The following is a 14,416-nucleotide window of genomic DNA, read 5'->3' on the forward strand; positions in this document are numbered from 1 at the left end:
TATGGCTACTTTAACTAAGCAACAGAAATTGAATAAGATAATGAGTGATTTTAAACTTTTCGCCAAAAACTTTATTCAGATTATCGACAATAATAATGACAGTATCCCATTCAATCTCAATGAGGAACAGTCACAATTTATTGATGAAATGGGTAAGTACAATATTATTTGTAAGGGAAGGCAAATCGGATTCACCACTATGTCACTAGGTTATATGTTATTCTCTGCAATGACTAAGCCAGACACTTCATATCTCATGATGACACACCATTCAAAAGTAACTCAATCACTATTGAGAAAGTTAAGAAAGATGTACAATTCACTTCCTCATGAAAAGTATCCTGAATTATTTCCTTCTATAGAAATAAGTAATCGAGATGAAATGTATTTTTCTAATGGATCACGTATTCAAGTGGCTACAGCAGGAGGAGAGGATTCAATTTCAGGGAATACATTTCAAATAATTCACTTATCTGAAATGGCTAAATATCCATCTGAAGCACAAGAAGAAATCATTGCAACTTCTATACCAGCACTAGCAAAGAATGGACAAGCATCTATCATAATTGAGTCTACTGCAATGGGCTTTAATACATACCAAGAGATGTTTATAGAAGCGTATAGGAGTAAGGAGAGTGTATGGAAGGCTCACTTCTATTCATGGCTCTCTAATGCTTACATTAATCAATTTAAGCACTCATTTGATGAAGCCGAAGAATGGTTTAAGGTTAATAATAATGGTTGCAGAATGACATATGATGATCTTGAGCATGATGAGATTGGAATAAAGGAAAAGTATGATTGTACATATCGACAATTGATGTATAGACGTTATTACATAAAATCAAATAGTTTGGAAAAGTGGAATAGGGAATTTCCCATTTCACCTGAAGTAGCATTTTCTACATCTAATAAATCAGTATTTGATACAGATAAAATTATTAAACGTATTCAATATGCTAAAGCACCACTACCAATTAAAGATACGATGGCTAAATTACCTAAAGAGTTACATAAGTATTTGAATAAGTCATTGTTTATTTATGAATATCCTAAATCTAAGATGAGACACTATGTCGGTGTTGATGTTGCGAGTGGTACAGGTGGAGATAATTCAACCATTTCAATTTTCAATGCCGATGGTGAACAATGTGCATCATTCTACTCAAATAAAGTACCTGTCTATGAACTGGCTAAAATAGTTGATTCATTGGGGAGGTACTTTAATTATGCCTTTTTATGTGTTGAGCGTAACTCATATGGTTTGCCATTACTTGAAAAGTTGAGAAAAGAGTACAAATACATAAATTTATTAAAGCAGAAAATATTCAATGAAAAGGGTAAGAAAATCCGACAATTAGGCTTCATGACAACAACTGTAACTAAACCTATTTTGATTAATGATATGAAAGAGCATTTTGAAGTTGGTCTTATCAATATTCAGTGTTTAGAAGCATTAAATGAAATGAAAATTTACCAAGACGATAACGGTAAGATGGGGAATAAAAAGGGTAAAAACAATCATGATGACTTAGTTATATCGGTTGCTATGGCAGTGCAAGCAATGAAGATGAATCGCTATTACGTGAATATATGATTCCCTAACTTTTGGGATAATAATCTAGGGTGGCAAATCAGCATCTCAGGGGTAGACAATGTTTACCTCTGACCTGCGTACTCAATTTGGGTACTCAATTTTTAGTAAATAATAACCTGATGTATTGAATGTATGCTTCAGATAACTAGTACGTCAATTTAGCGTGTCAGATAAATAGGAGGAATAAAATGAATTTACAAGAATACATAAAAGCAAAATATAATAATGAACCTCATTGGTTTGTTGCGTTAGTAAATGAGCCGTCTAATCAAATGAGAATTAACGATGTATTTGCTAAAAAAGAGTACTTAAATGGAAATCATGCAATTTTAAATACCCCTTCATATGAATACAAGGGGGTTATATACAATCCAAGACGTATTGTACTCCAATATGCTAATACGTTGTTAGACTTTCAAAAGGCTTTCTTATTGGCTAATCCTGTTACATATACAGGTAACGAGGAAGTTGTGAAGGCAATCAATAATATCAATCGGAAGGGTAAGTTTGACCGTTTGAACATAAAACTAATGGACAAATTGCTTAAATTTGGTGAGGTATACGAATATATTTACATTCAAGATGACAAGATTAAATCTAAGATCATAGATACTTCAGAGGGTTATCCAATCTATGATCAGAATAATGAGCAATTAGCATTTGTTCAACATTATGTGAATGATGGTATTGGCTATTATATTATTTACGATAAGGATACTGTTACTGAATATAATGATGAAGGTGGAGAGATTCGCTTTGTAGCATCATATCCTAACTTGAGTGGCTTACCAGTGTTATATAGAACTGATAATGATATGAGTGAAACGCAGGGGGAATCTGAATTAGATAGTTGGATTCATAAGTTAGATGAAATGGAAAATCTAATTAGTAAATTCACAGACACCGTCTATAAAAATATGAACCCGTTGCCAATTGCGATTGGAATGGATTTAAAAGATGAACCTTTGCAATCAAATATTGTTGGGCAGGGATTACGCTTAGAAGACGGTGCAGAATTTAGGTTTGCTTCAATTAATTTAGATGTAGAAGCGTTCAATACGTTGTATGAGAAGTTGCTTTCAAGTTTACTTGATATTAGTTCAACTCCTGCTGTAAGTATGAATAGAGCAGAGGTAAGCAACATTTCTGAAACGAGTATTAAAATCCTATTCTATTTGGGTGATGTGAAAGCCAAAATGAATGAAGTTTATATGCGTGATGGGTTTGAAGAGAGATTGAATAAGTTTAGAAAGTTGTTAGCATTACAAGGTAAGACGTTTACAGATGATGATTTTGAAACGCTTAATATGACATTCCAATATAATTTACCAAGTAATGATACAGAGATCATTAACAATCTTAAAACGTTAAACGATATTGGTGGTATGAGTTTAGAGAGTCTATTAGAGAAATCACCTTACACTAATGATACCTCAATGGAGTTACAACGCTTATCTAAATCAAACGTTAATACAGGTGTCAGTGATGTTGTAACAGTCAATGAAGTAGTGTAGTGGATATGAGTAAGTGGGATATGAGTGAGTTTAACAGGAATGTTGTTATATCAAGGCTGATTAGTATTAAGTATATGTTAGTCTACACGCTCCTGTTATAAAAATCCTACCTAACTGTCCTATTTAATAATTATTATATAAGTGAAACGGTTAGCAGAGTAAAAATTCAACCTCTAAAATTTTGCGTACTAAAGTGTCTAGATTAGTTTACTTTTAAAAATATGCATAAAAAAAGAACCTTCTCGTTAATTTGAGTTGGCTCTACGTCTTTTAACTTCTCTAATTAGTGTAGATTTACTTATTCCTGTAATATCTGCAACTTGATTATATGATTGAGTATCTAATTGTGAAATTGCATGATCCAATTGTAATTTAGTGTATTTTGGTTTTCTACCGTCTTTGTATTCTGGATTCTGTCTTGCTAACTCTCTACCTTCTTGAGTACGTTCAACAATCATATCTCGTTCAAACTCTGCAAATGAAAAGAAGATATTCTTTATAAGTTTACTTGTTGGTGTATTATCCATCATTCCTATATTGAGGATGTTCACTTTGATTCCTTTTTCTAATAAGTCTTTAACTATATCACTACCTTGTGTCATACTTCGTGCTAATCTATCCAGTTTAGTTACAACAAGAGTGTCACCAGTTTCTATTTTTGATAAGAGTTCTTTAAATTGTGGTCTGTCTGTTTTAGTGCCAGTATACTTTTCTGAATAAATCTTATCGCAACCTTCATTAGCGAGTGTTTGTAATTGTGATTCTAAATCTTGTTGAACAGTTGAAACTCTAGCGTATCCATATTTCATATAATATCCTCCTTAGTTGTTGACACTTATATATGACACCTTTATAAGTCAATGATACCAATAGATGTGTAATGGTGTCAAATATTAAAATATATGATACTTAAATAGGGTATTAAGTTTTATGGAGGATGCATGGATTGCATTCGTGAAGTTATAGAATGACGGTAATAGTATTACAAGACTACGTACTCAATTTGGATACTCAGCATATGGTCGGAAACACGATGTTAGAGGTTGTTTTAATAGTCAATCACCCTGATTTGTAAACTTGTCCTATAGCATGTCATTTTACACACCTGTGAAAAAAATATAGTAATTAATCGATATAAATTAGTAAGAAACCTATAATATATATTGATGTATTTATGAGGTGATGAGAATGGATAAAATCAATGAGATAAAAAAATAACTAAAAAAATGTTTAAATTGAAGAAAATGAGAGATGACCTTATTGAAGAAATTAATAGATTAGAAGGTTATGTAGAAAAATGGAAAAATGATTATCTAGATAACCAAGATTTAAATAGACTGTATAAGGAATATGAGGATAGGAAACCATGGTTACTTGAAGAATTTGGTGAAATGTATGATTTAGAATTAATCAAATACAATCAAATAGAACATGAAGCGCGTTTACAGGCATTAAATGATAGATATGAAATTTTATGTGACTTAATTGATAGAAAAAGACAACGGATTACTAGTCGGTTTTTAGGGCTTAGAGGAAACCTTGATTCTGAAGTTCGTTCATTTCTAGAGCCTTATTTGAAAACAGGTATGTATGTGGACTTTATTCCAATTAAATATTGAACTGTAAACAATATGAAAATACAATTATAACCTTTATTGTAGTACAATGGATTTTGTGTCACTTAGATATTTAAAAATGGGGGATTATTATGCCTAAATCATTAAGTAAAATGAAAGATTACCTTAAAGATCCATTTGTTATGAATGAAGATACTGTGAATATTGCTGTATATAATTTTTTAAACAGTGTTGGTTGTGATTGTTCTGAACCATTAAAAGGAAGGTCACAAGGAGTAGACGTTCAAGGTGAGAAAAATGGGTGGAGCATTTATGTAGAATCTAAAGGATCACACGCTAATGATGCTGATGATGATACGGTATTTGGACAGGGGCAAATAAAAGTTCATACTTATGTTCAAGTTGGTAAGCTAATGGAATATCAAACTGAAAATGAAGACAATCGCTTATTTGTCATGGCTAATCCTGATATTCCAAGAATAAGAAAGAGAGTAAATAGTGTTATTAGCTCAATAAATAAACTGGGCTTTATCCAGTTTTGGGTTCAAGAAGATAGTACAATAAAAATTGAAAATCCAGAGCAGTTAAATGAAACATTAATTAGTCTTGGACTAAAAAAATAAATAGTAAGAGTTAGGGGGAATTAACTTGAAATTTACAGTTATTGAAAATGATATGCCTGAGTTTGAAATTGAATTAAACGAGTTTGCATCACAAAAAGGTATCCACATTTTAGATATAAAGTATTCTACATCTGGAATAGCGCCTGATTCGGAACTAGGGACGCATTCGGTTAATATGCATAGTGCATTGATCAGTTATGTAGAAACTAAATGAGATGAAAACATTATTTCATTTAAACAAGAATTTCAACTGAATACAGTGTTAAATTTAAATAAGATTCAATAATTGCTAGTTAGAGTAGCCGAAAATGGGTTGCTCTTTTTTATTTATAAATAGAAAATAATAGAATATAATTAAGTAAAATTGCATATTTTTTATTTATAAATATGGTACAATTTACATATATTATGAATGGGGGATTTTGAATGAAAAAAATATTAATATTAGTTTTGACTCTTACGTTATCTCTAGGAATGTTTTTTACTTTACCAATCCAAGAAACAACAGTACAAGCCCAAACTAAAAATGAAAGCTTGATAGTAAATACAGCGTCAACCGGAGAATATGCTTTCCGTAAAACTTATTGGGGAGATTCAAAAAAGCAAGTTAAGAAGGTTATTACATCTAAATTAATTGATGAGGATAAAAATAATTTATTTTATAGAACTACGGCACTGGGCTATAAAGCGAATCTACAATTCAACTTTAGAAAAAATAATTTAGAAAATGTTTATGTGACGTTTGATGGCGCAGAAGCATATGACACATGGGGAAAACAGAAGTATTTGCATGATCATTTATACAAAAGGTTAAAAAAAGATTTAAATACTAAAAAGAAAGGATTTTCAACGGGTTATGACAGTTATGATCATATAAGTACATTGTGGCGCTTAAAATCTAGAACAGTATTTCTTTCAGTAGGTACATCTGATTGGGATTATGAGACGAGTGTAATGATATGGTATAGTGAACCTGATAAATTCTAAATTAAATCAGATGGGTAGCCGAAAAATCGGTTGCCCTTTTTTTATATACAAAATTAGGAAGGGAATGATGAAATGAATAATTTACAACGGTTACAGATGGAAGTTAAGGGAATCGCACTAACAGATGATGAATGGAATGTTTACCTATTAGAAAATGGATTAACACCAACAGAAGTATATGATGCAAGTTCAATTATTAATAAGCAGAAACTCTATCAAACTGCTTTGAGTGTACTTGAATCTATTGCTAACAGTCCCACGAGTATGAAGGACTATAAGATAGATGATATGACGGTTTCACAATTCCATGAAAACCTAATGGCACGTATTGATCAGTTACAAAATAAAATTGATAACTTACGTACAGATGAAGTAGATACAAGTGGATCAGGTATCTTTATGTTATACAACTAAGAGAGGTGATATGAATGTTTAATACTACAAATGAACAAGATATTAAATTTTTGATGGATACAGTAGGGCAAAGTGTATTAATTGATGATGTTGAATCAGTAGCTCTCATTACCAATGCAGAACTAGGTGAAGTTGAATGTCGACATATACATACTTTTGAATTAGTACCTCAAGGTGCATACATAAAATTTAATGATGAAACTTATCTGAATATAACTGAAAATACAACAATGAGAAATAACAAGTATAAGGCTAATATACAACATTGTAACTTTATATTGCCAACAGAGGGTGAAACGATAAAAGTCATTGTTGGATATGACAAATTAGGTCGTCCAATTTATGAAACTACAGTAGTGCCTGGTTGTGATTATCCGTGCATTGTTGAACACCTTTCATATAAGAATGCTCAAAATACAGCTGTAAACACAATAGATGATATTATCTACATTACAATTCAAGATAATGAAAAAGTGAGCAAATCATATAAAATAAATATGGAAGTAAATTTAAAAGGTACAACATTAACGATCAAAGGTATAGACAAAACTCATAAAGGGTTATTAATTTTCAAATTAACTTGATAATAATGGACAAAATACACTATTTACATTAAAATTTACAATAATAAGTAAATTTATTAAGCGATAAATTTACAAACGTAAACCAATAAATGACTTTATACTTTAGTTGATTAAAGTGTTCCAACACCTTGATATATCAACGGTTATACTGTCCATCACTTAAAGAGCAAACCAACAAATAGCGAATTCATCGCCATGATTGCCGATAAAATTCGTATTGAAACGGTTGCTAGCTGAAAGGGTTAGGACATTCATAAATCCACGAATTGCTCATATTTTGAGTAGTATGTTTACAGGAAATGTGAGCAATAATCAGGGAAGTATGAGCAATAAATAATATGAAAGTTTTCATTGAATAGAGACACCTCTAAGTTTATTGTGCTCGAACACAATTATCTTGGAGGTGTCTTTTTCGTTTATCGCGAATTAATTAAAGGACTTCCCAGTAAATGAAGAAGTCTTTTAATGATTTTAATACTTAAATAATACAGCAATCAGTTGATAATTTTATTTTCTTAACAATAAATAAATTATACTATAAAAATATTTAGCGAGATAATACTTTTTATGTGGTTTAATCAATTTTTACCAAGGTAAGAATAAATCAATTTTAATTTATCAATTAATTTAATTGGTAGTGCTGGTATTCTAAAATGAATAAAGCAAATACAAATCCTGCTACAGATGCAAATTTTGTGCTACTTCTTTTTAATAGAGAGTCAATTGTATATATAGCGTTATTTTGTAAATAGATATACGAATATTCAAAAAAATGGTACTATAACACTATATGTATCTATTTCTCTGAGTACCTAAATATCTACTGATCAACCTTCGCAAGTTTCTTTTATATATAGTATAAATGTATAGAGGATCTATTTATTTTATTGATATAATAAATAGAAGAATAAATTCCATTTATCTATTATTTAAAACATTTAACTAATGAATATCTATTAACTGAAAATTAATTTATCGAAACTTTTTTAAAAGCGATTTTTTTAGCGCTTTTCTGTAAAAAGACAATATGAAAACGATAATAAGTATAGATATTTATTATCGATTTGAAGGATGGGGAGAAAATGTGCTAATTTTTGAAAATGAGTATATTGTTTTAAAGGAAGAAAACGAAAAGGTATATCTAAAGACAGTGAGGGAAGGATTCCCACTTAAGGAATTCGACAGTATTTTGAAAAAATATCCGCGTATTAAACTGTCGAGCTTTGCTATTTTAAGAAAAGTGACTGCTACAGTGACAGAGCAATTTGAGGAAATTGGTATTTGGTTGCCACCTATAGAAATTGTTACTTCTCGCGATCGTATGACTGCAACCATGTATGTCCACGAAGATCCGAAAACTGTGTTTAAAGATAGTACTAAAATGCAGGAACAAATCAAAGAATTTGCAAATAATATAGGAATAATACATGGTTTTGTAGATTTGACTCTAGATACCGTATTAGCAGGGAAATCGACTGTAGTTGCAATAGGGACGCCAGCTAAACCAGGTAAAAACGCAAAAATTACATATATAGAACAGCCAGAGAGAAAACCATTGATCCGTGAAGATGGTAAAGCGGATTATTTTGATATGAATTTTATATCTGAAATAGAAGCCCATGCATGGTTAGGAGAGAAAATTCCAGCAGATTCAGGCGAACCAGGGAAAAATGTACTTGGTGAAAGCATTCCTGCTTTACCAGGTAAAGATGCACCGATAAAATATGACCAGAAAACTGTGTATGAAAAAGTTGATGAAGACGGGAAGATAACTATCTATGCAACTGAGGGTGGAGTTTTGGATGATTCAGATGGATTCTTGTCAGTTCAAAAACATCTACCCGTTTCAAATGATGTAGGAGTCGGAACAGGAAATCTAAATTTCGATGGATCCATTAGTATAAGAGGTACGGTACTAGCGGGTTATTCAGTAGTAGCAACAGGTGATATTTCGATTGATGGTCCTGAAGGTGTTACTAGTCCAAAATTAATCGAATCTATAAATGGTGATGTTTATATTCGTGGCGGTATTTTTGGTAACGGTGAGTCAGTAGTACGCGCTGGTGGGAATATCTTCGTTAAACATACAAATGAAAGTACGTTAATTGCAAAAGGTGACATTCAGATTGGGTCATACGCACTTGGATCCAATTTAAAAGCGAGTAGTATACTAGTTAATGAGTACAAAGGAAAAATTATCGGTGGACGTGCAGAAGCAACTAGTACTATTACTACTGCGATATCCGGAAATCGCTTAGAGCGTAAAACGGAATTAGTTATTACAATGCCGGATCGAAAAGAAAGCATGCAAATCGTGAAAGAAAAAGCTGAAGAGATGAAATCTTTAGAAGCCGATATTTCGAATATTAAAGCTCGCATTACGCCACTATTGGATTTCGTGGATAAGATGAATGGTGCGCAGCGAAAAGCGTTTGAAGATTCAAAAGTATTGTTACAAGAAAAAGAAAATGAATTAACAAAGATTGATAAAGAGGTGCAAACTATTTTACAATCATTGAAAAGTATGGGAACTGAAAAGATTCAAATTACGAAAGAAGCGTATCCTGGGACATATATTCAACTTGGTAAAAAGTCAACGACATTAAACACGCAGACTTGTGGTAATTTTAAATTAGAGCAAGGCGAAATCAATGCCTAGACCCCTAGTGTTTGCTCATCGTGGCGCCTCTGCTTATGAGATGGAAAATACACTCAATGCATTTAAAAAGGCAGTTGAATTGAATGCGGATGGTATTGAGTTAGATTTGCAAATTACTAGGGATGATGTTCCTGTAGTGACACATGATTTAAATTTGCGTCGCGTTACGGGAAAACGTAGGTTAGTAACAAATGTTTCGTTAGCAGAAATAAAAAGATTGCGAGTAGGAAAACCATTTACTCGTAGATACTTGGGTCAAGAAATGCTAACACTAGATGAGCTGATAGGTTGGGTTAAGGAAAATCCTATAGCGTTGAATATTGAGTTAAAGGAATCCTTTATCGACAATCCTTTTGTATTAGAAATTGTTATAAAAAAATGTGCCCACTTACCGAATGTACATTTTTCTTCTTTTTTCTTGGAAGTTTTGGAACATGCCAAGAAAATAAACAAACGTATTGAAACAGCACTTATTGCTACAAGAAAGTTAAATTGGCATCAGCTCAAAAACCTCCCATATATCGATGCCATTCATGCTAACAAAACATGGTATTATAAAACTGAATATTTGAATGCTTGTTTAATAGCTAAAAAGAAGTGTCGTTTTTATAACATTAATGGTGATGAAGAATATCTCAAAAATCCACATTCCGCTGTAGTCGGTTGGATTACAGATTTTCCTGAAAGAGTTCTAAAGGTACAAAAAAAGAACGTTGACCATTAACGGTCAGCGTTCTTTTGATTTGCAAATTTAGCAGAAACTTTCCCTTTTTTGCGATCTCGATGCAATAAAAAACCTGCAAAAAAGCCAAATCCTACGACAAAAAGTGCAATACCAATAATGAATTGTAACCAAAGAAATGGTATTGGATCCACAAGCTTAGCAAATAAAGTGTCGCGCATTAATTTAATTCCACCTGCAGCCATTAAACCAGGTATAAGTAATACGATAAACGCTGCAAAACGTGCCATATACTTTCACTCCTCTAATCTATATTCATTTTTACCTGTTGGGGAAGCGTTGTCAAGGAAAGAAAGTTTAGATATGATGAACTTACATTGAATTATGCAAAAAATTGCACAATATTGTGAAAGGAAGTGAAGTTCCTTGCAAAACATACTAATTATAGGTGCAGGTGCTGGAGGCACAGCTATATTACAACTATTATCCAAATCTGAGCAACTTAGCACTGTAGCGATTGTAGATATACGTGAGGATGCACCTGGGCTAGTGTTAGCTAGAGAAGCTGGCATTGATACGGAGCAGGATTGGCGAGTTGTTTTAACAGATGAAATTGATATGGTGGTAGATGTCACTGGAGAACCTGCAGTATTTGAAGAACTGTTGCAGGCATTGCCGAAACGTACAGTACTTATCCCAGGAACAATTGCTTACTTAATTGTTCAATTGTTGAATGAAAAAGATTATTACATAAATAAAACCCAACATGCGGCATATAAACAGCAAATTATCTTTAATTCAATCGAAGAAGGCATGATTGGCATCGACCCACAAGGTCAAATTATCTTCTTTAATAGAAGTGCTGCACGAATGACCGATGTTACTGTCAAAGAAGCGATAGGTAAACATATAAACGATATTATCATAAATAGTGCACTGCCAAGAGTGTTTGAATCGGGTATAGCAGAAATCAATCAAGAGCTGAAATTGTCCAATGATAAGAAAATTGTCACGTCTCGATTTCCGATGATTGATGGTAGTGGGAATCGTATTGGTGCATTTGCTGTATTTAAAGATATATCGGAGGTCGTCAATTTAGCAGAAGAAATAACAAATCTAAAAGAAATTCAAATGATGTTAGAGGCGATCATTCAATCAAGCGATGATGCCATTTCTGTAGTAGATGAGAAAGGTAGGGGGATACTTGTCAACCCTGCATATACAAGAATTACTGGCTTAAAACCAGAAGAAATTTTAGGGAAACCTGCTACGATTGATATTTCTGAAGGTGAGAGTATGCATTTAAAAGTTTTACAAACAAAAAAGCCTATTCGCGGTGTGAATATGCGACTAGGACCTAACAAGCGAGAAGTCATTGTGAATGTAGCGCCAGTTGTTGTGAATGATAGCTTAAAAGGGAGTGTAGGCGTTATACATGATATGACAGAAATGCGGTCCTTGACGAAAGAATTGGATCAAGCGCGCACGATTATACGAAAGCTTGAATCTAAATATACATTTGAAGATATTATTGGCGATTCTGAAGAAATGCGCATTTCCATTGAACAAGCGAAATTAGCTGCAAAAACACCAGTTACAGTATTTTTGCGCGGGGAGTCAGGGACAGGTAAAGAATTGTTTGCTCATGCTATACATTCTGCAAGTGATCGTATATACAATAAGTTTATCAGGGTAAACTGTGCGGCGATTGCTGAGCATTTACTAGAAAGTGAACTATTTGGTTATGAAGAAGGGGCCTTTACGGGAGCAAAACGAGGTGGAAAACGCGGGTTATTTGAAGAAGCTGATAATGGAAGTATTTTTCTTGATGAAATTGGAGAAATGTCTTTAAATACTCAGGCCAAATTATTGCGGATTTTTCAAGAGGGCGAAATTGTCAGAGTTGGTGGAACAAAGCCGATTTCAATTAATGTACGAATTATAGCAGCTACGAATGTAAATATGGAAAAAGCATTGTCAGAAGGTACTTTCCGAGAGGATTTATATTATCGATTAAATCGAATGCCCATTCATATACCACCGTTACGTCAACGAAAAGAAGATATACCGCCTTTAGTAGATCGTCTTCTTGTTAAGTTGAATCAGGAATACGGACGTAATATTCATAAAGTAACTTCTAACGCATTAATGCTATTAATAGGACAGGATTGGCCGGGGAATGTGAGAGAGCTTGAAAACGTCTTAAGCAGGGCAATGATTTTCATGCAATCAAATGAAACTATTTTAGATGAAAGACATCTACCAAAAACACTTTTCCATTCTGTACATCAAGAAAGTTACGTTGAAAAGTCCTTTTATGAAGGAACACTTGCGGAACAACTCGAACAAACGGAGAAACAAATATTGCAACAAGTATTAAATGATAGCCAAAATAACAAAATGCAAGCTGCGAAAAAATTAGGGATATCAATTCGTAGTTTGTATTATAAATTAGAAAAATATAATCTTGCATAAAATTGCGTGCAAAAAACTGCATACCATGCAAAATATTGCGTATTTAAAAAAGACGAAATGTTGTCAAATAAAGCATTTTGTCTTTATAAAAGTTGGCACGCTTTTTGCTAATAATATAGTGACCTAGAAAACTAGGGTAAAAGATTGGTCAACATATAAAAGGGGGCATTACAATGGAAATTTTCAAATACATGGAGAAATATGATTACGAACAATTAGTGTTTTGTCAGGATAAAACTTCAGGACTAAAAGCTATAGTTGCTATACATGATACAACTTTAGGACCAGCACTTGGTGGCACTCGTATGTGGACTTATGCTTCAGAGGCAGATGCAATTGAAGATGCTTTACGCTTAGCACGTGGCATGACTTATAAAAATGCAGCTGCGGGTCTAAATCTTGGTGGGGGAAAAACAGTAATCATCGGAGATCCTTTAAAAGATAAAAATGAAGAAATGTTCCGTGCGCTAGGAAGATTCGTACAAGGTTTGAATGGTAGATATATTACAGCAGAAGATGTTGGTACAACTGTAGCAGATATGGATTTGATTCATGAAGAAACAAATTATGTAACAGGTATTTCTCCAGCATTTGGTTCATCAGGTAACCCATCGCCAGTAACTGCATATGGTGTATTTGTGGGCATGAAAGCAGCAGCTAAAGAGGCATTTGGTAACGACCACTTGGAAGGTAAGAAAATTGCTGTACAGGGCTTAGGAAACGTAGCGTACACACTATGTAAATATTTACACGAAGAAGGCGCACAATTAATCGTCACAGATATTAATGAAAACGCTGTAAAGAGAGTGGTAGAGGACTTTGGTGCAACTGCAGTTGATCCAACAGAAATCTATGCTCAAGATGTTGATATTTTTGCACCATGTGCACTAGGTGCTATTATTAATGATGAAACTATTCCACAATTAAAAGCAAAAGTCATTGCTGGTTCCGCTAACAACCAGTTAAAAGATTCTATACACGGAGATATTATTCATAACGAAGGTATCATTTATGCTCCAGATTATGTTATTAATGCAGGTGGCGTAATCAATGTCGCTGATGAATTATATGGCTACAACCGTGACCGTGCGATGAAGCGAGTTGAAGGGATTTACGATAATATAGCGAAAGTAATAGATATAGCAAAACGTGATGGGATTCCAACTTATTTAGCTGCTAACCGTTTAGCAGAGGAACGTATTGAGCGTATGGCAAAATCACGTAGCACATTCTTGCAAAATGGAAAGCACATATTATCTAATCGTTAATAAAAGGGCCGTTCAGAAATAAGGTAGGGGTACTTC

14 protein-coding genes and 1 pseudogene are annotated in these 14,416 nt (G+C 33.1%); 13 read left to right on the forward strand and 2 right to left on the reverse strand.

What is annotated here, in order from left to right; translation table 11 throughout:
- The first annotated feature begins 1 nt into the window (after position 1).
- A complete protein-coding gene (locus MHH85_RS05070; protein WP_340706135.1) occupies positions 2-1,597 on the forward strand; it encodes a DNA packaging protein in 1,596 nt (531 codons plus the stop codon).
- Between the two features lie 188 nt (positions 1,598-1,785).
- Complete coding sequence (locus MHH85_RS05075; protein WP_340706136.1) at positions 1,786-3,111, forward strand: phage portal protein; 1,326 nt, start codon at positions 1,786-1,788, stop codon at positions 3,109-3,111.
- A gap of 245 nt (positions 3,112-3,356) precedes the next feature.
- On the opposite strand, the gene MHH85_RS05080 is transcribed toward MHH85_RS05075, so the two are convergent.
- Complete coding sequence (locus tag MHH85_RS05080; protein ID WP_340706137.1) at positions 3,357-3,920, reverse strand: recombinase family protein; 564 nt, start codon at positions 3,918-3,920, stop codon at positions 3,357-3,359.
- A gap of 426 nt (positions 3,921-4,346) precedes the next feature.
- On the opposite strand from MHH85_RS05080, the gene MHH85_RS05085 reads away from it, so the two are divergent.
- The 9 genes and pseudogenes from MHH85_RS05085 to MHH85_RS05125 all read left to right on the forward strand — a co-directional run bounded on the left by MHH85_RS05085 (position 4,347) and on the right by MHH85_RS05125 (position 10,679).
- Positions 4,347-4,730, forward strand: a complete 384-nt coding sequence (locus MHH85_RS05085; protein WP_340706138.1) for a hypothetical protein — start codon at positions 4,347-4,349, stop codon at positions 4,728-4,730.
- Between the two features lie 89 nt (positions 4,731-4,819).
- Entirely contained in the window at positions 4,820-5,311 is a 492-nt protein-coding gene (locus tag MHH85_RS05090) for a hypothetical protein (RefSeq protein WP_340706139.1), read from the forward strand.
- 25 nt (positions 5,312-5,336) lie between these two features.
- Positions 5,337-5,525, forward strand: a complete 189-nt coding sequence (locus tag MHH85_RS05095; RefSeq protein WP_340706140.1) for a hypothetical protein — start codon at positions 5,337-5,339, stop codon at positions 5,523-5,525.
- Between the two features lie 212 nt (positions 5,526-5,737).
- Positions 5,738-6,298 (forward strand): hypothetical protein, encoded by a 561-nt coding sequence (locus MHH85_RS05100; RefSeq protein ID WP_340706141.1) that lies wholly within the window; start codon positions 5,738-5,740, stop codon positions 6,296-6,298.
- A 72-nt stretch (positions 6,299-6,370) separates the two neighbouring features.
- A complete protein-coding gene (locus MHH85_RS05105) occupies positions 6,371-6,712 on the forward strand; it encodes a hypothetical protein (RefSeq protein WP_340706142.1) in 342 nt (113 codons plus the stop codon).
- A 14-nt stretch (positions 6,713-6,726) separates the two neighbouring features.
- A complete protein-coding gene (locus MHH85_RS05110) occupies positions 6,727-7,296 on the forward strand; it encodes a hypothetical protein (protein WP_340706143.1) in 570 nt (189 codons plus the stop codon).
- A gap of 141 nt (positions 7,297-7,437) precedes the next feature.
- Positions 7,438-7,533: pseudogene (locus MHH85_RS05115) on the forward strand (sporulation initiation factor Spo0A C-terminal domain-containing protein); the annotation flags it as partial.
- An 847-nt stretch (positions 7,534-8,380) separates the two neighbouring features.
- Positions 8,381-9,955, forward strand: a complete 1,575-nt coding sequence (locus MHH85_RS05120; RefSeq protein WP_340706144.1) for a DUF342 domain-containing protein — start codon at positions 8,381-8,383, stop codon at positions 9,953-9,955.
- A complete protein-coding gene (locus MHH85_RS05125) occupies positions 9,948-10,679 on the forward strand; it encodes a glycerophosphodiester phosphodiesterase (RefSeq protein WP_340706145.1) in 732 nt (243 codons plus the stop codon). Before MHH85_RS05120 ends, MHH85_RS05125 begins: the two co-directional genes overlap by 8 nt.
- On the opposite strand, the gene MHH85_RS05130 is transcribed toward MHH85_RS05125, so the two are convergent.
- Entirely contained in the window at positions 10,676-10,927 is a 252-nt protein-coding gene (locus MHH85_RS05130) for a DUF2627 domain-containing protein (RefSeq protein ID WP_193740345.1), read from the reverse strand. The two genes, MHH85_RS05125 and MHH85_RS05130, sit on opposite strands and share 4 nt — an antisense overlap.
- Before the next feature lie 136 nt (positions 10,928-11,063).
- Here MHH85_RS05130 and MHH85_RS05135 point away from each other — a divergent pair, with 136 nt between their 5' ends.
- Positions 11,064-13,112 carry a sigma 54-interacting transcriptional regulator gene (locus MHH85_RS05135; RefSeq protein ID WP_340706146.1) on the forward strand — a complete coding sequence of 683 codons (2,049 nt, stop codon included), beginning with the start codon at positions 11,064-11,066 and terminating at the stop codon, positions 13,110-13,112.
- 173 nt (positions 13,113-13,285) lie between these two features.
- Complete coding sequence (bcd, locus tag MHH85_RS05140; protein ID WP_053416224.1) at positions 13,286-14,380, forward strand: branched-chain amino acid dehydrogenase; 1,095 nt, start codon at positions 13,286-13,288, stop codon at positions 14,378-14,380.
- Positions 14,381-14,416 lie beyond the last annotated feature (36 nt).

The sequence above is a fragment of the Viridibacillus sp. FSL E2-0187 genome (assembly GCF_038006425.1).
GTDB classification, from domain to species: Bacteria; Bacillota; Bacilli; order Bacillales_A; family Planococcaceae; genus Viridibacillus; species Viridibacillus arvi.

What these genes read in the sequence shown, in the direction of transcription:
- MHH85_RS05070 (WP_340706135.1), top strand. Translation starts at nt 2, where the DNA reads ATGGCTACTTTAACTAAGCAACAGAAATTGAATAAGATAATGAGTGAT.
- MHH85_RS05075 (WP_340706136.1), top strand. Translation starts at nt 1,786, where the DNA reads ATGAATTTACAAGAATACATAAAAGCAAAATATAATAATGAACCTCAT.
- MHH85_RS05080 (WP_340706137.1), bottom strand. Translation starts at nt 3,920, where the DNA reads ATGAAATATGGATACGCTAGAGTTTCAACTGTTCAACAAGATTTAGAA.
- MHH85_RS05090 (WP_340706139.1), top strand. Translation starts at nt 4,820, where the DNA reads ATGCCTAAATCATTAAGTAAAATGAAAGATTACCTTAAAGATCCATTT.
- MHH85_RS05100 (WP_340706141.1), top strand. Translation starts at nt 5,738, where the DNA reads ATGAAAAAAATATTAATATTAGTTTTGACTCTTACGTTATCTCTAGGA.
- MHH85_RS05105 (WP_340706142.1), top strand. Translation starts at nt 6,371, where the DNA reads ATGAATAATTTACAACGGTTACAGATGGAAGTTAAGGGAATCGCACTA.
- MHH85_RS05110 (WP_340706143.1), top strand. Translation starts at nt 6,727, where the DNA reads ATGTTTAATACTACAAATGAACAAGATATTAAATTTTTGATGGATACA.
- MHH85_RS05125 (WP_340706145.1), top strand. Translation starts at nt 9,948, where the DNA reads ATGCCTAGACCCCTAGTGTTTGCTCATCGTGGCGCCTCTGCTTATGAG.
- MHH85_RS05130 (WP_193740345.1), bottom strand. Translation starts at nt 10,927, where the DNA reads ATGGCACGTTTTGCAGCGTTTATCGTATTACTTATACCTGGTTTAATG.
- bcd (WP_053416224.1), top strand. Translation starts at nt 13,286, where the DNA reads ATGGAAATTTTCAAATACATGGAGAAATATGATTACGAACAATTAGTG.